General features: G+C 69.7%; 22 protein-coding genes. 14 read left to right on the top strand and 8 right to left on the bottom strand.

Translation table 11 applies throughout. From position 1 onward, the window contains the following. The first annotated feature begins 185 nt into the window (after window positions 1–185). From ACWDGI_RS40940 to ACWDGI_RS40925, 4 genes are all read left to right on the top strand, one after another. On the top strand, window positions 186–746 hold the full coding sequence (locus tag ACWDGI_RS40940) for a dihydrofolate reductase family protein (RefSeq protein ID WP_450768116.1): 561 nt from the start codon (window positions 186–188) through the stop codon (window positions 744–746). Window positions 747–751: 5 nt separating this feature from the next. Continuing rightward, a complete protein-coding gene (locus ACWDGI_RS40935; protein ID WP_450768115.1) occupies window positions 752–1,666 on the top strand; it encodes an RNA polymerase subunit sigma-70 in 915 nt (304 codons plus the stop codon). Between the two features lie 317 nt (window positions 1,667–1,983). After that, the gene (locus ACWDGI_RS40930; RefSeq protein ID WP_450768114.1) at window positions 1,984–2,418 is read left to right on the top strand and encodes a VOC family protein; all 435 of its coding nucleotides are present in this window, start codon (window positions 1,984–1,986) and stop codon (window positions 2,416–2,418) included. A 188-nt stretch (window positions 2,419–2,606) separates the two neighbouring features. After that, complete coding sequence (locus ACWDGI_RS40925) at window positions 2,607–3,023, top strand: hypothetical protein (RefSeq protein WP_450768113.1); 417 nt, start codon at window positions 2,607–2,609, stop codon at window positions 3,021–3,023. Between the two features lie 324 nt (window positions 3,024–3,347). Here the strand turns inward: ACWDGI_RS40925 and ACWDGI_RS40920 are convergent, their stop codons facing one another. From ACWDGI_RS40920 to ACWDGI_RS40910, 3 genes are read right to left on the bottom strand one after another with little or no spacing between them, the layout of a single operon-like run. Continuing rightward, window positions 3,348–4,361 (bottom strand): NAD(P)/FAD-dependent oxidoreductase, encoded by a 1,014-nt coding sequence (locus ACWDGI_RS40920; protein ID WP_450768123.1) that lies wholly within the window; start codon window positions 4,359–4,361, stop codon window positions 3,348–3,350. Then, a complete protein-coding gene (locus tag ACWDGI_RS40915; protein ID WP_450768112.1) occupies window positions 4,358–4,891 on the bottom strand; it encodes an isoprenylcysteine carboxyl methyltransferase family protein in 534 nt (177 codons plus the stop codon). The genes ACWDGI_RS40920 and ACWDGI_RS40915 overlap by 4 nt, the downstream gene beginning before the upstream one ends. Before the next feature lie 26 nt (window positions 4,892–4,917). Beyond that, entirely contained in the window at window positions 4,918–5,985 is a 1,068-nt protein-coding gene (locus ACWDGI_RS40910; RefSeq protein ID WP_450768111.1) for a type III polyketide synthase, read from the bottom strand. A 148-nt stretch (window positions 5,986–6,133) separates the two neighbouring features. On the opposite strand from ACWDGI_RS40910, the gene ACWDGI_RS40905 reads away from it, so the two are divergent. After that, window positions 6,134–7,003 (top strand): UbiA family prenyltransferase, encoded by an 870-nt coding sequence (locus ACWDGI_RS40905; protein WP_450768110.1) that lies wholly within the window; start codon window positions 6,134–6,136, stop codon window positions 7,001–7,003. A 523-nt stretch (window positions 7,004–7,526) separates the two neighbouring features. Continuing rightward, window positions 7,527–8,369 (top strand): PhzF family phenazine biosynthesis protein, encoded by an 843-nt coding sequence (locus tag ACWDGI_RS40900; protein WP_450768109.1) that lies wholly within the window; start codon window positions 7,527–7,529, stop codon window positions 8,367–8,369. A 92-nt stretch (window positions 8,370–8,461) separates the two neighbouring features. On the opposite strand, the gene ACWDGI_RS40895 is transcribed toward ACWDGI_RS40900, so the two are convergent. Then, window positions 8,462–8,899 (bottom strand): Lrp/AsnC family transcriptional regulator, encoded by a 438-nt coding sequence (locus ACWDGI_RS40895; protein ID WP_450768108.1) that lies wholly within the window; start codon window positions 8,897–8,899, stop codon window positions 8,462–8,464. Between the two features lie 154 nt (window positions 8,900–9,053). On the opposite strand from ACWDGI_RS40895, the gene ACWDGI_RS40890 reads away from it, so the two are divergent. The 3 genes from ACWDGI_RS40890 to ACWDGI_RS40880 all read left to right on the top strand — a co-directional run bounded on the left by ACWDGI_RS40890 (window position 9,054) and on the right by ACWDGI_RS40880 (window position 12,326). Next, entirely contained in the window at window positions 9,054–10,223 is a 1,170-nt protein-coding gene (locus ACWDGI_RS40890; RefSeq protein ID WP_450768107.1) for a trans-sulfuration enzyme family protein, read from the top strand. A 72-nt stretch (window positions 10,224–10,295) separates the two neighbouring features. Further along, complete coding sequence (locus tag ACWDGI_RS40885; RefSeq protein WP_450768106.1) at window positions 10,296–11,591, top strand: amidohydrolase family protein; 1,296 nt, start codon at window positions 10,296–10,298, stop codon at window positions 11,589–11,591. A 612-nt stretch (window positions 11,592–12,203) separates the two neighbouring features. Then, on the top strand, window positions 12,204–12,326 hold the full coding sequence (locus ACWDGI_RS40880) for a hypothetical protein (RefSeq protein ID WP_450768105.1): 123 nt from the start codon (window positions 12,204–12,206) through the stop codon (window positions 12,324–12,326). A 36-nt stretch (window positions 12,327–12,362) separates the two neighbouring features. On the opposite strand, the gene ACWDGI_RS40875 is transcribed toward ACWDGI_RS40880, so the two are convergent. Beyond that, window positions 12,363–12,986: a TetR/AcrR family transcriptional regulator gene (locus ACWDGI_RS40875; protein ID WP_450768122.1), complete on the bottom strand. Its 624-nt coding sequence runs from the start codon at window positions 12,984–12,986 to the stop codon at window positions 12,363–12,365. 71 nt (window positions 12,987–13,057) lie between these two features. On the opposite strand from ACWDGI_RS40875, the gene ACWDGI_RS40870 reads away from it, so the two are divergent. Continuing rightward, the gene (locus ACWDGI_RS40870; protein ID WP_450768104.1) at window positions 13,058–13,456 is read left to right on the top strand and encodes a hypothetical protein; all 399 of its coding nucleotides are present in this window, start codon (window positions 13,058–13,060) and stop codon (window positions 13,454–13,456) included. A 486-nt stretch (window positions 13,457–13,942) separates the two neighbouring features. Here ACWDGI_RS40870 and ACWDGI_RS40865 read toward each other — a convergent pair whose 3' ends face one another. The 3 genes from ACWDGI_RS40865 to ACWDGI_RS40855 form a co-directional block, all read right to left on the bottom strand. Beyond that, window positions 13,943–14,656, bottom strand: coding sequence for a hypothetical protein (locus ACWDGI_RS40865; protein WP_450768103.1), 714 nt, complete (start codon window positions 14,654–14,656; stop codon window positions 13,943–13,945). 187 nt (window positions 14,657–14,843) lie between these two features. Next, a complete protein-coding gene (locus ACWDGI_RS40860) occupies window positions 14,844–16,604 on the bottom strand; it encodes a thiamine pyrophosphate-dependent enzyme (protein WP_450768102.1) in 1,761 nt (586 codons plus the stop codon). A gap of 36 nt (window positions 16,605–16,640) precedes the next feature. Beyond that, window positions 16,641–18,209: an FMN-binding glutamate synthase family protein gene (locus tag ACWDGI_RS40855; protein ID WP_450768121.1), complete on the bottom strand. Its 1,569-nt coding sequence runs from the start codon at window positions 18,207–18,209 to the stop codon at window positions 16,641–16,643. Window positions 18,210–18,418: 209 nt separating this feature from the next. Here ACWDGI_RS40855 and ACWDGI_RS40850 point away from each other — a divergent pair, with 209 nt between their 5' ends. From ACWDGI_RS40850 to ACWDGI_RS40835, 4 genes are read left to right on the top strand one after another with little or no spacing between them, the layout of a single operon-like run. Further along, window positions 18,419–18,982, top strand: coding sequence for a quercetin 2,3-dioxygenase (locus tag ACWDGI_RS40850; protein ID WP_450768101.1), 564 nt, complete (start codon window positions 18,419–18,421; stop codon window positions 18,980–18,982). Next, window positions 18,964–19,134 carry a DUF1427 family protein gene (locus ACWDGI_RS40845; protein ID WP_450768100.1) on the top strand — a complete coding sequence of 57 codons (171 nt, stop codon included), beginning with the start codon at window positions 18,964–18,966 and terminating at the stop codon, window positions 19,132–19,134. Before ACWDGI_RS40850 ends, ACWDGI_RS40845 begins: the two co-directional genes overlap by 19 nt. Further along, window positions 19,131–19,403, top strand: a complete 273-nt coding sequence (locus tag ACWDGI_RS40840; protein WP_450768099.1) for a DUF1427 family protein — start codon at window positions 19,131–19,133, stop codon at window positions 19,401–19,403. Before ACWDGI_RS40845 ends, ACWDGI_RS40840 begins: the two co-directional genes overlap by 4 nt. Next, window positions 19,387–20,367 carry an amidohydrolase family protein gene (locus tag ACWDGI_RS40835; RefSeq protein WP_450768098.1) on the top strand — a complete coding sequence of 327 codons (981 nt, stop codon included), beginning with the start codon at window positions 19,387–19,389 and terminating at the stop codon, window positions 20,365–20,367. The genes ACWDGI_RS40840 and ACWDGI_RS40835 overlap by 17 nt, the downstream gene beginning before the upstream one ends. The last annotated feature ends 3 nt before the right edge of the window (window positions 20,368–20,370 follow it).

Here is a 20,370-nt window from a genome sequence, read left to right as displayed (position 1 = left end):
AAGCCGCCGACGATGGGGAACTTGTCGAAGATCACCTGGCCGAGCCTAGAGCACCCTCTGAGAGGCCACCGAACCAGATCTCAAACGCGGTCTGACACGCGGACCGATTCCTTTCGGAGCCGACTCGAGTCCTCATATCCGAGGGCCGGAACGTCCGACCCTGAGAACGGAAAACGGAGACCATCATGCGGAAGCTCGTTGCGGGAGCATTCGTCACGCTTGACGGCGTGGCCCAGGACCCGGGCGGATTCAGTGAGATCGAACGTGGCGGCTGGGCACTTGACTACTTCGACGACGCCTCACGCCGGCATGCCACCGACGCTCTCTTGGCGAGCGACACCTTCCTGCTGGGGCGGGCGACCTACGAGATCATCGAGAAGGCCTGGTCAGGCAATACCGGGCAGTATGCCGAGGCGATGAACGCCATCCCCAAGCTCGTCGTGACCAGGACGCTGCGCGGCCCGTTGCCCTGGAACGCGACCGCCCTTACCGGTGAAGCGGCACAGACGGTTGCGAAGCTCAAGCAGGAGCCCGGTGGCAACATCGTCATGTACGGCAGCTTCGCGCTGATGCGAACCCTGCTGCAGCACAACCTGATCGACGAGCTGAACCTCGGCGTTCATCCACTGGTCGTCGGTGAGGGAGCCCGGCTCTTCGACAGTGCGCTGCCGCGCTCCATGCAGTTCGTGTCCGCCACACCGAGTGCGACGGGCGTGGTCACGCTCACCTACGCCCCGCAGATCTGACCATAATGGGAGATTTCGCAGCGGACACGGAAGCCTACCGGCGCGAGCTGCTGGCGCACTGCTACCGCATGCTCGGATCGGTGGACGACGCCGAGGACATGGTCCAGGAGACCTACCTGCGTGCCTGGCGCTCGTATGAGTCGTTCCAGGGCAGGTCGTCGGTGCGCAGCTGGCTCTACCAGATCGCCACGAACACATGCCTCTCCGCGTTGTCCCACCGCAGCAGGCGGTTTTTGCCCTCCGGCCTGGGCGCACCCGCCGAGGACTCCGTGATTCCGCCGAAGGCCGCGGAAGCGAATTGGGTCCAGCCCATTCCCGATTCCATGCTTGATCCCGCGGTGATCACGGCGGCGCGCGACAGCCTGAGAATCGCGCTGATCGCCACGCTCCAGAAGCTGCCGGGCCGTCAGCGGGCGGTGTTCGTCCTGCGGGACGTACTGGCGTGGCCGGCGTCGGACGTCGCACAGGTGATGGGCACCAGCACGGCAGCGGTCAAGAGCACACTGCAGCGTGCGCGTGCGCGCCTGGCACAGGAGCCGCCTGACGTCGAGCAGACAGCCGAGCCGGGCAAGCTGAGTACCGTACTCGCTCACTACATCGAGGCCATCGAGGAGGCCGATGGCGCAGCCCTTGAAAAACTGCTCCGTACCGATGCCAGGGTCGAGGCGACGCCATGGCGCACCTGGTTCTCCGGCCGTGCCACGTGTGTGCCCTACCTTGTCGAGCAGGTCATGGGTTCGCCGGGCACCTGGCGGATGCTGCCGACCAACGCGAACGGCCAGCCAGCGGCGGTCGGTTACCTCAATGGCCGGGCCTACGGCATCCTCGTGCTCACCGTGACGTCGACAGGCATCGCGAGAATCAACGCGTTCGGGGATCCGGGGCTCGTCAAGCGGTTCGGCTTTCCTGCGTCCGTGTAAGCCCGAAGGAGCTCAGGCCGTGCGGGCGGGGACGGCGACGCACCCGTCTGCTGCGGAACCAACACCGGCTTCGATCAGCGTCCGCACCTCACCGGATCAGGCGGGTATGGTCCCGTCGTCCTCAGCGCAGATACCCATGAGGTAGCCAACGGATCGGCAACCGAAGCACGGACCGCGCCACCTTCGACCCATCGGACGATGACCGGCCTCATCGACGAAGAACTTCCCGATGCTGCCTCGGCAAGATCCAGGGCCCGACAACATGCCGATCTGGGCCGGGAGATGAGCAACAGATTCACCCCTGTTATGGTGCGCCGATGTCATCGATCAAGCAGTTCCAAGTCACCTTCGACTGCGCGGAACCTGCGCGCCTTGCCGGCTTCTGGTGTGAGGTGTTGGGGTACGTCGTACCGCCGATCCCGAAGGGCTTCGCCACTTGGGAGGACTACCATCGCTCGCTGCCGCCTGAGGAGCAGGTCACCTACTTCGCATGCAGTGATCCCTCGGGCACGGGCCCGCGCCTGCTCTTCCAGCGCGTTCCCGAAGGGAAGACCGTCAAGAATCGGGTGCATCTCGACGTGCGGGCCGGCACCGGACTCGTGGGTGAAGAGCGCCTCACCACACTGGAGGCAGAGTGCGCACGGCTGGTCGCGCTCGGTGCGGTACACGTACGAACGCTGCTCGCCGATGACGACAACGAGTCGTGCATCGTGATGCAGGACATCGAGGGCAACGAGTTCTGTCTCGACTGAGCCTTCTCCGCGACGGCGAGATCGGGGGGGGGGAGCCGTCTCCCTCGGTCCTCTCCGCAAGGTCTGACCAATCCAAGCCTCCCTCGGCGACCGTGGCCCGCGTGCTGGACTGCCTCGGTCCGCAGGCCTTCGGCTCTGAGTAGCCGTACTCAGGCGGGCGACGGTCCGCCTGCCCGAACATGGCGAACATGGAGTTGCTTGCGGACCTTGGCCTGGCCGTGTTGCTGTCAGCGCTCGAAGCAGTGGTGTTGGTGGGCTTCTGGTTCGCTGAAGGCCTCAAGCAGTGGGCCGCCAAGGGGCAGTCGGTTCCTGATCCGACGGGCCGGTTCGTGCTGGTGCTGAGCGTGGGGTCGACGTGTTCGGCAGTGATCGCCTACGGCTTGTCCTGGGCTGATCTGCCCATGGCATGCACGGCTCAGGCGGTCATGGCCACACTTCTCGCGTCGCTGCTGATCCTGGTCGCAGGCACCGCGTGCGGCAAGCGGATCAGGAGAAACCTGTCACGACGCCGTCTTCGCCGGGAACGGCTGCGCTGGCACAAGTCCCAGCGCGAAGGCGGCGGACCTGCGCCGGCCACGGTCCGCCGACGCAGGTGGCCGCCGTGATCCGGTCCCGCGAATCCGGCCGGTGGGAGCGCAGGCAAAGCGCACCAGCGGCTCTCCGAGCGGTGCAGTTGGGGACGGGTCGCCCGGTCGCGTGTCTTCGCCGTCCGGCTTCCCGACCCTCAGAGCAGCGGGCGCCTTCCCCACGGCGCACTTCGGCAAGGGCTGAGGGTTGGGACCGCCTTCACCCCCTCCGGCTCCGCCAGCGCCAAGTCGACGAGCACCCTGCACCTGCCGAGGTGCAGCTCCCACATGCCGGTCCCGACCTCCGCCGGCGCGGGAGCGCGTACGGTTGGCTTCGTTCCCCTCGGGGTGAGGGTCGGGCCACTACTGCAGTGCGTGGACCGCGGCTGAGAACACCGGGGGCATCCGGGACGCTGCGGGGACGATGAGGCGGGCGGTGCTGGGACGGCGGCTCGCGGCCAGCAGGGCCCCGGTCAGTAACCGGTGACGCCGGGTCAGCCGTACCCAGGCGCGCTCGTACGGGTCGGGTCGCCCGGCGGCCAGGCAGCGGACGGCGGCCCCGGCCGTCGCCAGTGCGAGGGCGATGCCCTCGCCGGTGAGGGCGTCCAGGTAGCCTGCGGCGTCGCCGACGAGCAGGACACGTCCGGCCACTCTGCGCCGTACCCGCTGGAGCAGTGGCCCGGCGCCGCGTACCTCCGTCGCGGCCGGCCCGCGCAGCGACGCGGTGAGGACCGGGAAGTCGGCCAGGTGATCGTCGTAGCCGCGACGGCTGCGGCTGAGGACGGCGACGCCCACCAGGTCGTCGCCGACCGGTGTCACGTAGGCCTCGCCGTGCCGGGCCCAGTGGACCTCCACGAAATCCGACCATGGCTCGACGCGGTAGTGCCGGCGCAGTCCGTAGCGGCCGTGGGGGCGGCCCGGCAGGTCCAGTCCCAGGCTGCGGCGCACCGGGGAGTGCAGGCCGTCGGCGGCGATCAGCCAACGGGCCGTGATTCCGGCGGCGGTGACCGTGTCCGCGTTCTGGTGCACCTCGCCGACCTTGCCCGGCAGCATCCGTACGCCGAGGCCGAGGGCGCGCTGGTGCAGTGCGGAGTGCAGCGTGGTACGGCGGATCCCCAGCCCACCGCGGCCGCGGAAGGACGCTTCGGCGCGGGATGCGCCGTCCACGTAACGGATGCCGCGCAGTTCGCGGCCGGTGACCTCGACGCCCAGTGCCCGCAGCGCGGCGACACCGCCCGGCATGACGCCCTCGCCGCAGGCCTTGTCGACGGGCGAGGTCCGGGGTTCGACGACGACGGCCTCCAGGCCGACGAGCGCGGCGTGGATGGCGGCGGCCAGACCGGCGGGTCCGCCACCGGCCACCAGCACGTCGATCACGCCGGAGCGGTCGCGGTCGTGGCGGCGGCGAGCGCCCGGTTCTCGCATCGGATGCGCACAGTGAGCAGGGCAGCGTTGAGTGCCGTGAACACGACTGCGGTGACCCAGGCGGTATGGACGAGTGGCAGGGCCACGCCCTCAGCGACGACGGCCACGTAGTTCGGGTGCCGCAGCCACCGCCACCGGTAGGGGCCGCTCGTCACCAGTGGCAGGCCGGGTACCACGATCACCCGGGTGTTCCAACGGGGTCCCAGGGTTGCGATGCACCACCAGCGAAGTGACTGGGCGGCCACCAGCGCGGCCAGCATCGGCCAGGCCAGGGCGGGCACGAAGGGGCGGCCGGCCAGCCACACCTCGGCCGGGCAGGCGATCAGCAGGGCGGTGTGGAGGGCGACCATGGCCGGGTAGTGGCCCTGGCCGGACACGGTCCCGCCACGGGCGGTGCTCCATCGCTCGTTGCGGCGGGCGACGACGAGTTCGGCGACGCGCTCGGCGGCGACGGCGGCCACCAGCAGTCCGTACCAGATCATGTGTCCCGTGTCCTTCGAGGGTTCGACTACCAGCGCAGCAGGACGAGTTCGCTGGCGAAGCCGGGCCCCATCGCCAGCAGCACACCCGGAGTGCCCGGCGGCGGGCGGCGTTCGGCCAGGGTGTCGCGCAGTACGTGGAGCACCGACGACGAGGACAGGTTGCCCACGTCGGCCAGGTGACGCCAGGTCACGTCGAGGGCCTCCTCGGGCAGGTCGAGGGCCTCGGTGACGGCCTGCAGGACCTTGGGGCCGCCGGGGTGGCACACCCAGGCGGTCACGTCCTTCGGCTTCAGGCCGTGGTCGCCGAGGAACCCCTCGACGTCATCGGCGAGGTAGCGCCGTACCACGTCGGGGACCCGCGGGTCGAGGACGACCTGGAAGCCGGAGTCCTTGATGTCCCAGCCCATGACGCGCCCGGTGTCCGGATACAGGTGGCCGCGGGTGTCCACGATCGTCGGGCCTGCGGTCTCGTCCGGCCGGGCCGGCCGGTTCGCGCCGCACGCGACGACGGCCGCGGCGCCGTCCCCGAACAGCCCGGTGGCGACCAGGTTGGCCATGGAGGCGTCGCCGCGCTGGAAGGTGAGCGAGCACAGCTCGACGGACAGCAGCACCGCCACGTGGTCGGGCCGGCCCAGCAGGTAGTCGTGCATACGGGCCAGTCCGGCAGCGCCGCCGGCGCAGCCCAGACCGAACAGGGGCAGCCGTTTGACGTCCGGCCGCAGTCCGAGGCGGCCGACCAGGCGCGCGTCGATCGAGGGGACGGCGATACCGGTGACGGAGGTGAAGATCAGCAGGTCCACGTCGGCGGCGGACAGACCGGCTGTGTGCAGCGCTTCCCGGACGGCCTTGGCGCCCAGGTCGGTGGCGGCGGCGATGAAGACGTTGTTGGCGGCCCCGAATCCGTCCAGTTCCCCATACCGTTCCAGCGGCAGCGTCATATGGCGCGAGCGGACCTTCGTGCTGCGGTGCAGCCGGTCCAGGACCCGGCGGTCGGTGCCTTCGGGGAGACAGATGCGGGCCACCATGTCGGTGATCTCGGACTGGGTGCGACGGTGCGGTGCGAGGGCCCCGTGAACGGCGGCGATCCGCGTCATATGGTTCCCGTCCGGCTATCGACTGGGGTGAGTTGCTCTGCACGTCTTCCCCGGACCGGGGCTCCGACACCACGGATCGCCCGTCCGGCCGTTCGTCCCGGGGCGCGTGCTCCAGATGGGCGGGGCCGGGGCGCCTACGATCGGCCGGGTGGGTACTCCTGAGCAGTCGACGACCGGCGGCGCGGCCGCGGGTTGGGCCGGCCGGGTGGGTGGCCTGGCCGGGGCGTGCCATCCCGGGCCTGTGGTGGCCGTCACGGGCTTGATGACGGCGCTGGCCGTGACCGCCGGCCAGGGCGCCGCGCGTTGTGTCCTGACCGCGGCGGCAGTACTGAGCGGGCAGTTGTCCGTCGGCTGGTGCAACGACGCGTTCGACGCACGCCGGGACATCGCCTCCGGCCGCCATGGCAAACCCGTCGTCGACGGCGCGGTCGGTGTGGCGGAGGTGTGGGTGGCCGCGTATGCCGCGCTGGCGCTGTGCGTGCCGCTTTCGCTCGCCTGCGGCCTGTGGGCGGGCGCCGTCCACCTGGCCGGGGTGGCGGCGGCATGGGCGTACGACCTGCGGCTCAAGGCGACCGCATGGTCCTGGGCGCCGTACGCGCTGGGTTTCGCCGCGCTCCCGGCGTTCGTGGCGATGGGGCTCCCAGGACAGCCGTGGCCGGCCTGGTGGGTCGTCACCGCCGGGGCGCTACTGGGGGTCGGAGCCCATCTGGGCGATGTGCTGCCGGATATCCGCGGGGATCTGGCGACGGGCGTACGGGGGTGGCCGCACCGGCTGGGCCCGGACGGCGCGCGGCTGCTCCTGCCGGTTCCGCTGGTGACCGCGACCGCTGTTCTGGCGCTGGGGCCCGCGGGAGGACCCGGAAGATGGGGAGTGGCCGCGCTCGCGGCGGCCATCCTGGTCGCGGTGACAGGGACGGTGCTGGGACGCCGCCGGCAACGGGCGGCGTTCGCGGCAGCCGTTGCCGTGGCGGTGGTGGACGTGGCGTTGCTGCTGCTGCGCGGCACCGGGATCGCCTGACCGTTCCGCCTCGCCGACCCGCTCACACCTGACGAAAGTGACACGCCAGGCCCGCGCCGAGGCCGGGTGGGACTTCGAGCGGGTGGGCACGCCGGAGGCGGTGCTGCTGGCGAACGTGCGGTGGTTGTCGCGCTACCGTCACCCCCGCTGCCGGCAGGGTCCGGACGAGCGGCTGGAGCACGCGGCGGCAGGACCGGTGATCATTCCGGAGACGGTCGTCTGCGACCACGGCAAGCTCTTCATCTCGCACAACTTCCGTGCCTCCCGCCGCTTCTTGGGCGTCACGCCGCAGCCGACACACAGGGCGTCGCCCGTCGAGAAGGACATGTCGGTGCCGACGACGCGGAGCAGGCCACCGCCTACCAGGCGGTACGGGGACGTCGGCCGGTGGACAGTGATCGCCTACATCCCATACCGGGCCAGTATTCAGTCCACTGCGGTGCGAGTGGCCCTGTACCAGCCCGCTGGCGCCAGCTCGGATGGACACCGAATCCGCTGGCACCATGCGAAAGGTTCGATGACCATGCCGCGAGCCCGTTCGTTCATGCAGGTCGATGTGTTCTCCGCACAGCCCTACGGTGGCAATCCGGTCGCGGTCGTGCTGGACGGCACGGACCTGGCGGATGAGGAGATGCAGCGTCTGGCGCGCTGGACGAACCTGTCCGAGACCACGTTCGTGCTGCCCCCCACTGCCGCGGAGGCGGACTACCGGCTGCGGATCTACACGCCTGGGGGCGAGCTGCCGTTCGCGGGGCATCCCACCCTGGGATCTGCTCGGGCCTGGCTGGAGGACGGCGGCACGCCACGGCACGCCGACCGGATCGTGCAGGAGTGCGCCGCGGGCCTGGTCACCGTGCGTCGCGGGGACGGCTCACTGTCCTTCGCGGCCCCGCCCAGGGTGCGCGAAGGCGCCCTGGACGACGCCTGTCTGGACCAGATCGTCGCCGCGTTCGGCATCACCCGGGAGCGGGTGCTCGCCCACCAGTGGGTGGACAACGGGCCTGGCTGGGCGGTGGTCCAGCTGGCCACCGCCCAGGAGGTCCTCGCCCTGGAGCCCGACCTGTCTCTCATCCCGACCGCGATGGTCGGCGCGATCGGGGCCCACCCCGAGGGATCCTCGCACCACTTCGAGATGCGCACCTTCGCCCCAGGGGCAGGCGTTCCCGAGGACCCGGCCTGCGGCAGCATGAATGCCGGTGTCGGGCAGTGGCTCACCGCCGTCGGCGGCGCACCCTCCACCTACCGGGTCTCCCAGGGCACCCGGCTGGGTCGGGCCGCCAGCATCGAGATCACCGCCGATCCGGACGGCACCGTCTGGGTCAGCGGTGCCACGACGGTGTGCATCCGCGGCTCCGTCACCGCGTGACGTTCCCGCTGCCCGCGCCCGCGCGGCACCCGCCGGCTCCGGTCATGGGACGACCGTCACCGTGGGCCGCCCGGGCCGCGGTCAGCTGGTTGTCATGGGGTGTCGAGTGTCTTCATGATGACGAAGCTGTTGACCGTGCCAACGCCGGGCAGGGCAGCCAGCTGGTTGGCGTGGAAATCCTCGTAGGCGGGCAGGTCGGCGACTTCCACCTGCAGCAGGTAGTCGAAGTTGCCGGTGATGTGGTGGCAGGCGATCACCTCCGGCAGCTCCATCACCTGCTGTTCGAAGGCGACCACGGCTGCGCGGGTGTGCCGCATCAGGCGCACCCCTGCGAAGACGCGCAGCCCGCGGCCGACCGCCGCCGGGTCGATCAGCGCCCGGTAGCCGCGGATGACCCCGGCCTCCTCCAGCTGCCGTACGCGCCGCAGGCACGGTGAGGGTGTCAGTCCGACGCGAGCGGCGAGCTCGTTGTTGCTGATACGGCCGTCCCGTTCGAGCACGGCCAGGATCGACCGGTCCACTTCATCCATGACAGCAGAATATTGCTTGAGAGACTCATGCAGCACAAATGAATGCCGCGTCTGAGCGCAAGATCTTGCCAAGATTGCTGACAATCGGGTCACCTCGGCTTTGTCGGCGGCCATGCTGGATACGGACATTGCGTCGAATTCCGGAAGGGCAGCCATGCCGGGCAAGAGCACCGTCACCGTTCACACCGACCGTGAGATCCACTCCAGCCGCGCCGTTGCGCCGCCCATCTACCAGACGGCGGCGTTCTCGGCCGAGGACGCGGCCACATTCGCCGCCGGCGCCGTCGAGCCACGAGGCGCCGACTTCTACACCCGCTTCGGCAACCCCAACCACGAACAGGTCGCGGCCGTCGTCGCGGAACTGGAGGGCACCGAGGCCGCGATGGTCACCGCGTCCGGCATGGCCGCGATCACCACCGCTGTACTCGCCCTGGTGTCCGCCGGTGACCATGTCATCGGGCAGAAGTCCACCTACGGCGGCACCGCATCGGTCCTGCTCAATCTGCTGCCACGCCTGGGCGTGTCCACCACACTGGTCGACCAGACGAGCCCCGAGGAGTTCGAGAGGGCCCTCACTCCCAAGACCCGGCTGATCCTGGTCGAGACACCGAGTAACCCGCTGCTGCAGATCACCGATCTGCGCGCCGCCGCCGACCTGGCCCATGCCCACAGTGTGCTGACCCTGGCGGACAACACCTTCGCCACCCCGCTGAACCAGCGCCCCGCGGACTTCGGCATCGACGTGGTCTGGCACAGCGCGACGAAATACCTCAACGGCCACTCCGACGTCTCCGCCGGCGTGCTGGCCGGGCCGGCGAAGATCCTGGACCGGATCTGGGACACCAGCCTGCTCACCGGCGCCACCCTCGGCCCCATCGACGCCTGGCTGCTGCTGCGCGGCATACGCACCCTGCCGCTGCGCGTGCCGCGGCACAACGACAACGGCCTCGCCCTCGCCGAGGCACTGAACAGCCACCCGGCAGTGGCACGCGTGCACTACCCCGGCCTGGCGACCCACCCGCAGCACAAGCTGGCCGTCGACCAGATGAACGGATTCGGCGGAGTGCTGAGCGTCGAATTCACCGGCGGATACGAGATGGCCGACGCCTTCCTGTCCCACCTGCGCTATCCGCGCCGCTCGGCCAGCCTGGGCGGTGTCGAGTCCCTCGCCGTGCACCCGGCCTCCATGTGGGCCGGAATGCTCAGCGACGACCAGATCACCGACGCCGTCCCGGCGGGCCTGGTGCGACTGGCGGCCGGCACCGAGGACACCGCCGACCTGGTCGCCGACGCCCTCGCCGCAGCCGACACGCTCCACCACTGAGCGTCCCTGCACCCGGCCTCAGCCCGCCTGCCCGCGGGTGAACGTGAACCACCGAAGCAAAGGACCCCTCTCATGAAGACCCTGCTCTCTGGCGGCGCCGTCGTCAGCATGGACCCGGCCATCGGCGACCTTGCGCACGGCGACGTGCTCATCGAGAACGGGAAGATCACCCATGTGGCCGAGCGGATCGATGCGCCGGACGCCGAAGTGATCGACGCCTCGGACCGGATCGTCATGCCCGGCTTCGTCGACAACCACCGCCACGGCTGGCAGACCGCGTTCCGCGGCGCCGGCGCGGACTGGACGTTCCCCGAGTGGGCGGTGGCCATGCACGGCACCGTCAAGCCGCACTACAAGCCCGAAGACGTGTACCTGGGCACCCTGCTCGGCCGCCTTGAGGCCCTGCACTCCGGCGTGACCACGATGCTGGACTGGTACCACGTCGCCCAGGGCCCGGAGCACGAGAACGCCGCCATCGCCGCACTGCGCGACGTACCGGCCCGGTCCCTCTTCTGCCTGGGCGCAGGCTGGGGATCCGCTGGCTCCGTGGACGACGCAATCCGCCGCGTCCACACCGACCTGGCCGAAGACCAACTGGTCAGCCTGGTCTGGGGACTGCGCGGACCGGAAGACACCGGGATGGACGCCCTCGCCCGGGAGCTGAAGCTGGCCGCTGAACTCGGCCTGCGCACCAGCCTGCACACCGGCTCGGACGGCACCCAGCGCCCCATCGCCGACCTGCACGAGCACGGCCTGCTGCGGGACACCACCACGTTCGTGCACGGCAACGGCATCAGCGACGAAGAACTGCGCATGCTCGCCGACGCGGGCAGCTGGCTCTCCATCAGCCCGGACGTCGAGCTGAAGATGGGCTTCGGCAACCCGCTGACCGGCCGTGCACGCGCCGCCGGTCTGCGCCCGACGCTGTCCGTCGACGACGTCCCCTCGGTCGGCGGAGACATGTTCTCCACCATGCGTACCGCCTTCGCGGTGCAGCGCGGCCTGGACGGCGGCCTGAACTCCCGCGACCTGCTCACATTCACCACCATCGACGCCGCCGCCTCGTGCGGACTCGACGCCCGCACCGGCAGCCTCACCCCCGGCAAGGACGCCGACATCATCCTGCTGCGCACCGACGACATCACCGTTTTCCCGGTCACCGACCCGGCCGGCACCATCGTCTCCGCCGGGCACCCCGGACTGGTCGACACCGTGCTCGTCGCCGGCCGCGTGGTCAAACGAGACGGAACCCTGCTGGACGTCGACCTGCCCACGCTCAAGACCCGGCTGATCGCGTCCCGCGACCGCATCGCCGCCGCCGCCGGCGTCCCGCTCGACGGCACCTGGCGCCCACAGCCCGCGAAGTGACCGCACCCGAGCGGCCGCAGCAAGAGATCGCCCGCCGCCCTGCTCGACCACGGCCCGGGGAAGGAACCCGGCTGATGAAACCCGTGACGTTCACCGCCGTCTAGCACGCCGCGCTTGGCCACAACGACGACGAAGGACACGTACGCGATCTGAGCAGGGTGCTCAACAACCGCACCGTTCTCGACGTCATCGACGCCTGGGAACACCTGTGAATCCTGAGCGGTCACCGCCGACGAAGTCGGCGATCCCGCACGGCTCGTGGTCTCCTCCACCGTGGACGGCGAGTCCCGCCAGCAGGCATCCGTCGCCGATCTCGCAACACCGTCAGTAGGCGGCCGAAGAACGGGCCCTGAGAAGCCGTTCGCGCCGCGGCTTCTGGCCGTCGTCGGCGCAGGACCTGCTGCCTCCGCCGCGGCGACCACCACAGCCAAGCTACTGGGTGATGGCCGTCCCGACGCCCGGGCACACCCCCGGGCGCACCGTCTACGAGGTCAGCAGCAGCGCCGGCCGGCTCCTCGTCTGGGGCGACACCGTGCACGTACCGTCACTGCAATTCGCCCAGCCGGACGTCTCCTGGGAACTCGATGGCGCACAGCCCCAATGGTCGCAGACGTGGAGCGCGACCGTGACGCCGGCGTCGCCGCAGCATGCGAACAGGTCCTGGCCATCGGTGACAGCGGCGCGTTCGACGGCGTTCATCTGGTGCCGGTCAGCCGGAAGTTGTCGCTGATCTGACCGATGACGTGGAAATCCAGCCCCCTTGACCGGCCATCACGAAGGATCCGTGTCGTGATCGATGAGGGACATGTCGGATGCCAGAGCGCGGGCGGTGTCGGCGAAGAACTGCTCGTCGGCACCGGGAGCGAGGCCGAGGAGGACGCCCTGGCTGAGACCGACGAACAGGGCCCTGAGGGCGGTGGTCAGACGCTGCGCCTGGTGCGACGTCACGACGCCTCCGTCGTGCGACCTTCCGGTGAAGAGCGCGATCAGGTGGGTCTCCTGCGATCGGACGGACGTGGCGAGTTGGGACCCCAGGTCCGGGTCGTGCAGAGCCATGTCCAGCAAGGTGATCTGGAGCGACAGGCCGGCCAGCGCGTCGGGAGCGTCACAACTACGCCTGTAGTACCGGGCGAAGGCGTCGACTGCTCCGAGCAGATCCAGTGCGGCCGGAACCGCGCGCTCGACGTCTTCGTAGTACGGCCGCAGGTAGTCGGCGACCAGGGCGACCACCAGGCCGTCCTTGCTCCCGAACAGTGAGTAGATGGCGCCTGTGGTCAGGTCGGCGCGTTCAGCGATCTCTTCGAGCTTGGCCCGGTATCCGTCGCGGGAAACGACCTGGAACGCGGCGTCCAGCAATGCGCGGCGGTTGCGTTCCCTGGCCTCCGCCCTCGTCATTCTCATAGTCAGATTATTCCCGTAATCTCGTTACGGAACCAGCCCGGACGAGCTTCAGGAAGGGAACGATCATGGCCCAGGTCGTCGCACCGTTAGTGACCCGCCGGACGGCGGGGGTCATCGCCGACGGCGTCTTCAAGGTGTTGCTTGCCGTTGCCTACATCGCCGCCGCCCCGCTCGGCCGCCTGCTCGGCACACCCGCCTGGCTGATGGTTGCCTCTGGCGTGGCCCTGTTGATCGGCGGTGGCATCGAGATCAGGTATACGCGCAGACGATCGATGCGCACCTACACCCGGCTCATGATCGCCTACGACAGCGGCTGGGTGCTGACGGCCCTGGTCGGCGCCCTGATGGCATGGCAAGGCGGCAGCGCCGGGGGAGAGGTGTGGATCGGATACCAGACAGCTGCCCCCATCGTGTTCGCCGTACTGCTGATCGCTGTCAACCCGGCCCGGACCGACTCGGGTTGAGCGAGACAACCGACTCGTTCCTGTCTCGCTGGAACTGAGGCACACCAGGTTGGGCACTCACACGGCCTCACCTTCTGCGGGACGGGACACTCCAACGCTCAATAAGTTGTCTCGACGCTTGATCCACCCCCGAGACAACTCCGCCGGATGATCTACTCCGCAGACTGCCGGGGTGCGCGTCGAGGGCCGTCCCAGGCCGGCAACTTTCGGGTGCCGGACGGCGGCGAGCCTGGTCGTGCCACTGGTTCCGATGGTGATGCCCCTGCGGACCCGGCGCTTCAAAATCAGGCAAGCTCGTCCAGCAATGCCGCCCCTGCTGATCCCTCAGCGCCTGCGCCCGCATGGGCGGAGATCGGCAAGGGAGTGGGTGCGGTGATCACCATCGTTGCCGCACTCGGCGGCTGATCTTGGGGGTCAGAGCGGAGCAGCGCGCCGACAGGGAGGAGAAGCCATGATCACGTGAACCTTCCCTGTATTCGCCCCCGGTCACAGCAACGACGCAGCCTCGCCTGCCACCCAGGTCTGCCAGACACGACGGGTGTTCGGCATGTCAGGGCGGTCAAGGAGCCAGAGCACATACCCGGCGTGGCACCGGGCCCACGGACTGTCCGAATCGGCTGCCCGATCGAGCCTGCCCCGTAGGTCAGCGCTGTCGACAGCCCGCGCCACCCGCACGTATTCGCGATCCTTGCAGCGATACGCCCGGTGGACGACGAGTTCGACCAGGTCGGTGAGCTTCGCTTTGATCGCCTCCTCCTGGGGAGCACGGGCCACCTGACGGATCAGGGTCTCCTTCGTACCCCACGCCTTCGCATGCCGCGTCCACTCCAGCGGGTACCTCGCCTCCCACTCCAGGAAGAGCAACGCATAGGGCAGCCCCGGCCACGTCGCCAGATCCCCACCCACAGGGCCATTCCACAGGCCGTCAGGCAGCGAACGCCTCTGGGCTTGCCAACGCCTCTGGAGTGCCTGTCGAAAGGCCGGCTCCCGGTACTGCTCGTCCGGGCCCAGGGGCCGCGTCAGCAGCCACATCTCGTTGGACCGGTCAAGCGCGTCCGTGACCTTCCTTTGAGCCTCGGCCAGATGGACGAGCGCTGCACCTCTCGCAGCCGGATCCTCCGCGATGAGCCCGAACGCCCAACCCAGTCGCTCAGCCCATGCGCAAGCGTCGTCCGCATCTGTATCTGCCTCGTCAGCCACGCAGGGGATCATCTCCTAGCGCAGTCGGCTCGCTCCACCCGACGGTACCGCCCGCTCTCCCTCTCTTCATCTCAGGTGATGACAGAACCCGGCCGACGATCTCACCGCTCCCGCGTATGGCCGTACAACTTCATCTGCCAACGCGGATCTCGTCCCGAAGGCAAGCCGCGTGCAACGGTGCATATCGTCAGTGGCGGGTTTCGTCGCCGCTGCTGCGCAGCAGTTCCCTCACCTTGGCGACGGCGAAGCCCCAGCCCTGTTCGACGGTGGGTTTGGCGGGGACGGCGATCTCGTCCGGGTTGGTGAGTACGTCGAGGAGGACGGGGCCGGGGGTGGCGAAGGCGCGGTGTACGGCGTCGTCGAGGTCGGCGGGGTCGGTGACGCGGATGCCGGTGATGCCGATGGCGGTGGCGACGGCGGCGAAGTCGGGGTTGTCCAGGACCGTCCCGAACTCGGGGAGTCCGGCTTGTTCCTGTTCCAGCTTGACCATGCCGAGGCGGCGGTTGTCGAAGACGACGAGTTTGACCGGCAGCTGGCAGGACTTGAGGGTGATGAGGTCGCCGAGGAGCATGCTGAGGCCGCCGTCGCCGCAGAAGGCGACGACCTGGCGGTCGCGGTCCAGGTACTGAGCGCCGAGTGCCTGCGGCATGGCGTTGGCCATGGAGCCCAGGTTGTAGGAGCCCAGAAGCCGACGTGTCCCGCGCATCTCGACGAATCGTGAGAGCCAGACGGTGGCCATTCCGGTGTCGGAGGTGAAGATCGCGTCGTCGTCGGCGCTGCGGTCCACGGCGGCGGCCAGGGCCTCCGGGCGGATGTCGTGCTCGCGGTTGTCCAGCGCGGAGCGGACCTTGCCGACCAGACCGTCGTCGTGCGCGGGGTCGGCGAGACGTGCCTGGCCCTCGCGCCAGCTCAGGAAGCGTTTCCGTGCCTGTTCCAGGTGCCCGCGGTCGCGTGCGTCACCCGCCCGGTCCGGTCCGGCGGTCAGGTGGTCGAGCAGGTCCCGCACAGTGGCACCCGCATCGCCGACGAGGCCGAGGTCCACCGGGACGCGGCGTCCGATGTGCTCCGGTTCGGTGTCGACCTGGATGACCGTGCGCCCCTCGGGATACCAGTCGCGGTAGGGGAAGTCGGTGCCCAGCAGGAGCAGGGTGTCCGCGGACTGCATGGCCCCGGCCGCCGCGGGGTTGCCGATCAGACCGGTCTGGCCGACCTGGAAGGGATTGTCGCCCTCGAAGCCCTCCTTGGCCTTCAACGTCAGCACCATCGGTGCCGCGAGGCGGTCCGCCAGCGCGAGGACGTCCTCGCGGGCGGCGCGGGCGCCCTGCCCGACCAGCAGGGTTATCCGCTCCGCGTGGTCGAGGAGATCGGCGGCCCGGCGTACGGCGGACGCCTCGGGGCGGGTGGTGGGTGTGGTGAGGGAGAAGCGGGCCGGACGGTCGGCTTGCAGTTCCCGGTCGCCGATGTCGCCCGGCACGGTGAGGACCGCGACGCCCTTGTGGCCCAGGGCGTTGCGCACCGCCGTCTCGAGGAGTTGCGGCAGTTGGTCGGGGTCGGTGACGGTGGCGCGGAAGACCGCGACGTCACGGAAGAGCAGGTCGTTGTCGACCTCCTGGAAGGCGTCGCTGCCCAGCTCGGACAGGGGGACCTGGCCGGCGATGGCCAGTACGGGCGTACGGCTCTTGGCCGCGTCGTAGAGGCCGTTGAGGAGGTGCACGGAACCGGGGCCGACAGTGCCCATGCACACGCCCAGACGGTCGGTGAGCTGGGACTGGGCGCTCGCGGCGAAGGCGGCCGCCTCCTCGTGACGGCAGCCCACCCACTCCACGTCGTCCGTGGCGCGGATGGCGTCGGTGAGGGGGTTGAGCGCGTCTCCCACGACGCCGAACACCTGGCGGACGCCGAGTTCGCTCAAGGCGTCCACGATGACGCGGGCGACGGTTCGTGCCACGGATTCCTCCAGGTCGGACAGTGAAGTGATGGCTGGTCAGATGGTGAAGTGATCGGGATCGGCGGCCTTCCAGTCGGCCGCCCAGTCGGCGGGCGGCTCGACCAGTAGTTGTCCGGGGGACAGCCACTCGTACAACACGTCGTACGAGCGCACGGTCTGCGCGTCGACGCGGCGCCGCAGCATGTGCGGGTGGAGCTGTGCCGGGTCGGTGACGCCCATGGAGGCCATGATCTGCAGTGCGCTGCCGACGGTGGCCTCCTGGAGGCGGCGCACCCGCGCGGCCTTGTCGCCGACGTCGAGCGCGCGGGCGCGCCGCGGATCCTGGGTGGTGACGCCGACGGGACAGGTGTTGGTGTGGCAGCGCTGGGCCTGGATGCAGCCGACCGCGAACATCATGGCGCGCGCCGCGTTGCCGTAGTCGGCGCCCTGGATCAGGCGTTTGACGAGGTCCGTCCCGGTGGCGATCTTGCCGCTGGCGCCGATCCGGATCTGGTCCCGCAGGCCCGCGCCGACCAGGGCGTTGTGCACGGTCATCAGGCCCTCGGTCAGTGGTGTGCCGATGTGGTCGGCGAATTCGAGCGGTGCGGCACCTGTGCCGCCCTCCCCGCCGTCGACGATGATGAAGTCGGGTGCCGTGCCTTCCTCGATCATCGCCTTGCACACGGCGAGGAACTGGCGTCGTGAACCGGGGCACAGCTTGAAACCGGTCGGCTTGCCGCCGGACAGTTCCCGCATCCGCGCGATGAAACGGATGAGTTCACGAGGCGTGGAGAACACCCGGTGGTACGGCGGGGAAATGACCGTCTGTCCTTCGGGGACGTCCCGCACCCGGGCGATCTCCGCGTTCACCTTGGCCCCGGGCAGTACACCGCCGATGCCGGGTTTGGCACCCTGGGACAGCTTCAGGGACACACACCTGACGCTCTCGCCCGACGCCTTCTCGGCGAACTCCCCGGCGTCGAAGTCCCCGTCCCGGGTCCGGCAGCCGAAGTAGCCGGTCCCGATCTCCCAGACCAGGTCACCACCCGGACGCAGGTGGTACTCCGACAGCCCGCCCTCACCGGTGTCGTGCGCGAAACCGCCCGCCGCGGCCCCCTGGTTGAGCGCCAGGACGGCATTGGCGGAGAGCGAGCCGAAGCTCATCGCGGAGACGTTCAGCAGGGCCATGTCGTACGGCCGGGTGCAGTCCGGGCCGCCGATCCGTACCCGCGGCGGGTGCTCGGGCACCGGGCACGGAGCCATCGAGGGAACCAGGTACTCGTAACCCGCCTGGTACACGTCGCGCTCGGTGCCGAACGGCTCTTCCGCGGCGGTGCCCTTGGCCCGTTCGTAGACGATGCTGCGGACGTCCCGGTCGAAGGGCCGCCCGTCGAAGTTCCGCTCGACGAAGTACTGCTGCAACTCGGGACGAATGCTCTCCAGCAGGAAGCGGGCGTGCCCGATCACCGGATAGTTGCGCAGCACCGAGTGCCGCCGCTGGGTCAGATCCCACACACCGATCGCACCGAGTACGGCCAGCGGCGCCGCCGCGATCCACCACCAGGGCGACACCAGCACGGCCACAGCGGCCACAGCGATGGCGGCGCCCACGACCATCGCGATCATTCCGGTTCTCAGCACGACCCACGAGTAACCCGCCTGGCCCGTCTCATGCGGACCGGTCATGCGGACCGGTCGCGCGTTCATCGAGGCGGTGGGGTCCGCAGGGCCGGCGCGTCCGCGGATTCCCGGGCGGAGGCCTTCCCATTTCCTTGATGTCAGGTAACCTGACATAGTCTGCGACAGAGAGAACAGAGAGAGACCGGAGGTCCGTCATGACCATCGAGTACGCCACCAGGTACCGCTCGCGCTCGTACATCGCGCCGGACCCCGGCAAGCCCTACTTCATCGAGAAGGGGATGGGGGACCGGGCGCACCTGTTCGGCGACCTGTTCACCGTCTACGCAGGCGGCGAACAGACCGAGAACACGTTCAACTTCTTCACCTGCGAGGGCCCCCAGGGCGACATCATCCCGGCGCACACCCACGCCGACACCTACGAGGTCTTCTACATCACCCACGGGGCGGTACGGCTGTTCGTGGAGGACCAGGAGGGCGAGCAGTACGAGAAGCTGCTCACCCCCGGCGACTTCGGGTTCGTACCGAAGAACTGCCCGCACTCCTACCGCATGGAACGCCACCACTCCCAGATCGTCGGGGTGGCCGCCGGACCCGGCAGCGGGAACTTCGAGCGGTTCTTCGAAACCATGGGCACCCCCACCGACGAAATCACCCTGCCCGCACGGCCGTTCATCCCCGAGCCGACCAAGTTCGCCACCGTGCCCGAGGAGTACGACGTACGCTTCCTGCCCGGGCACGAATGGCGTACCGGGAACTGACCGCCGTGCCCTACGTCAAGGCTCTCCTGGCGGGCGTGCTGGTGGGAGCGGTGTACTCCGTGCTGCGGGTGAAGTCCCCCGCACCGCCGCCCATCGCCCTCTTCGGACTCCTCGGCATGCTGGCCGGCCAGGCGCTGCTGGCGGCACTGTGAAAACCGCTTCGGCCAAGCCGGTCGCCTTCCTGCGAGCCGCCGCGCTCTCCTTCGCCGCCGGGCTGCTCATCGGAGCCGTCTACTGGGCCATGGACATCCGCTCGCCCGCCCCGCCCCTGCTGGGGCTCACCGGCCTGGTCGGCATCGTCGCCGGGGAGCGCACGGCGTCAGCGGTCCGCTCCCGGCTGGACGGTACCGGTACGACCCACCGATCCACACCTGCCTGCTCCCCATCCCACGAGGACCCCGCTCATGAACACACAGACTGACCGCGCCGGACTCATCGACGTCCACGCGCACTTCGTCACGGACTCCTACGTCCGCCAGGCCCGCGCGGCCGGCCACGAGCTGCCCGACGGGATGCCCGCCTGGCCGGCCTGGTCGGCCGAGGCGCACCTGGAGCTCATGGATCGCAGCGGCATCGACACCGCCGTGCTGTCCGTGTCCTCACCGGGGGTGTACTTCGGCGACGCCGAGGCCGCCCGCGCCCTCGCCCGGGAGGTCAACGAGGACGGCGCCCGCGTCGTGCACGCCCACCCGGACCGCTTCGGCCTGTTCGCCTCGCTGCCCCTGCCCGACGTCGAGGGCAGCCTGACGGAGATCGCCCACGCCTTCGACGAGCTCGGCGCGGACGGCGTCGTCCTGGAGACGAACAGCCACGGCGTGTACCTCGGGGACGAACGCCTGGAACCCGTCTTCGCCGAACTCGCGCGCCGCCGGGCGGTGGTCTTCCTGCACCCCACCTCACCGGTGTGCTGGGAGCGGTCCGCACTCGGCCGCCCCCGCCCCATGGTGGAGTTCATCTTCGACACCGCCCGCACGGTGACGGACCTGCTGTGCGCCGGGACGCTGGCACGACACCCGGAACTGGAGGTGATCGTGCCGCACTGCGGCGGCGCGCTGCCCGTACTGGCCGATCGCGTCGACGGGTTCATGAAGCTGTTCATGGGAGCCGGGCCGGACACACCGGACGCCGTCACCCAGCTGCGGCAGCTCCACTACGACCTGGCCGGTCCCGCCTTCCCCCGCCAGCTCCCCGCCCTGCTCGGCCTGGTCGAACCCGGACGACTCCTCTACGGCAGCGACTACTGCTGGACTCCGGCACCCGCGGCCCAGGCCCATGCCGAGTCCTTCCGCACCGAGCCCGCCCCGGTGGCCGGCACCACCTGGCCGTCCCTCACCACCGCCAACGCCCGGACGTTGCTGCCCCGCCTCGCCCACCGGCCCGGATAGGAG

This window comes from Streptomyces sp. NPDC001220, assembly GCF_053597895.1.
Note: the sequence above shows the minus strand (reverse complement) of the source record. Positions and strands in the feature narration are given on the sequence as shown.

What these genes read in the sequence shown, in the direction of transcription:
- ACWDGI_RS40940 (WP_450768116.1), top strand. Translation starts at nt 186, where the DNA reads ATGCGGAAGCTCGTTGCGGGAGCATTCGTCACGCTTGACGGCGTGGCC.
- ACWDGI_RS40935 (WP_450768115.1), top strand. Translation starts at nt 752, where the DNA reads ATGGGAGATTTCGCAGCGGACACGGAAGCCTACCGGCGCGAGCTGCTG.
- ACWDGI_RS40930 (WP_450768114.1), top strand. Translation starts at nt 1,984, where the DNA reads ATGTCATCGATCAAGCAGTTCCAAGTCACCTTCGACTGCGCGGAACCT.
- ACWDGI_RS40925 (WP_450768113.1), top strand. Translation starts at nt 2,607, where the DNA reads ATGGAGTTGCTTGCGGACCTTGGCCTGGCCGTGTTGCTGTCAGCGCTC.
- ACWDGI_RS40915 (WP_450768112.1), bottom strand. Translation starts at nt 4,891, where the DNA reads ATGATCTGGTACGGACTGCTGGTGGCCGCCGTCGCCGCCGAGCGCGTC.
- ACWDGI_RS40910 (WP_450768111.1), bottom strand. Translation starts at nt 5,985, where the DNA reads ATGACGCGGATCGCCGCCGTTCACGGGGCCCTCGCACCGCACCGTCGC.
- ACWDGI_RS40900 (WP_450768109.1), top strand. Translation starts at nt 7,527, where the DNA reads ATGCCGCGAGCCCGTTCGTTCATGCAGGTCGATGTGTTCTCCGCACAG.
- ACWDGI_RS40895 (WP_450768108.1), bottom strand. Translation starts at nt 8,899, where the DNA reads ATGGATGAAGTGGACCGGTCGATCCTGGCCGTGCTCGAACGGGACGGC.
- ACWDGI_RS40890 (WP_450768107.1), top strand. Translation starts at nt 9,054, where the DNA reads ATGCCGGGCAAGAGCACCGTCACCGTTCACACCGACCGTGAGATCCAC.
- ACWDGI_RS40885 (WP_450768106.1), top strand. Translation starts at nt 10,296, where the DNA reads ATGAAGACCCTGCTCTCTGGCGGCGCCGTCGTCAGCATGGACCCGGCC.
- ACWDGI_RS40875 (WP_450768122.1), bottom strand. Translation starts at nt 12,986, where the DNA reads ATGACGAGGGCGGAGGCCAGGGAACGCAACCGCCGCGCATTGCTGGAC.
- ACWDGI_RS40870 (WP_450768104.1), top strand. Translation starts at nt 13,058, where the DNA reads ATGGCCCAGGTCGTCGCACCGTTAGTGACCCGCCGGACGGCGGGGGTC.
- ACWDGI_RS40855 (WP_450768121.1), bottom strand. Translation starts at nt 18,209, where the DNA reads ATGATCGCGATGGTCGTGGGCGCCGCCATCGCTGTGGCCGCTGTGGCC.
- ACWDGI_RS40850 (WP_450768101.1), top strand. Translation starts at nt 18,419, where the DNA reads ATGACCATCGAGTACGCCACCAGGTACCGCTCGCGCTCGTACATCGCG.
- ACWDGI_RS40845 (WP_450768100.1), top strand. Translation starts at nt 18,964, where the DNA reads ATGGCGTACCGGGAACTGACCGCCGTGCCCTACGTCAAGGCTCTCCTG.
- ACWDGI_RS40835 (WP_450768098.1), top strand. Translation starts at nt 19,387, where the DNA reads ATGAACACACAGACTGACCGCGCCGGACTCATCGACGTCCACGCGCAC.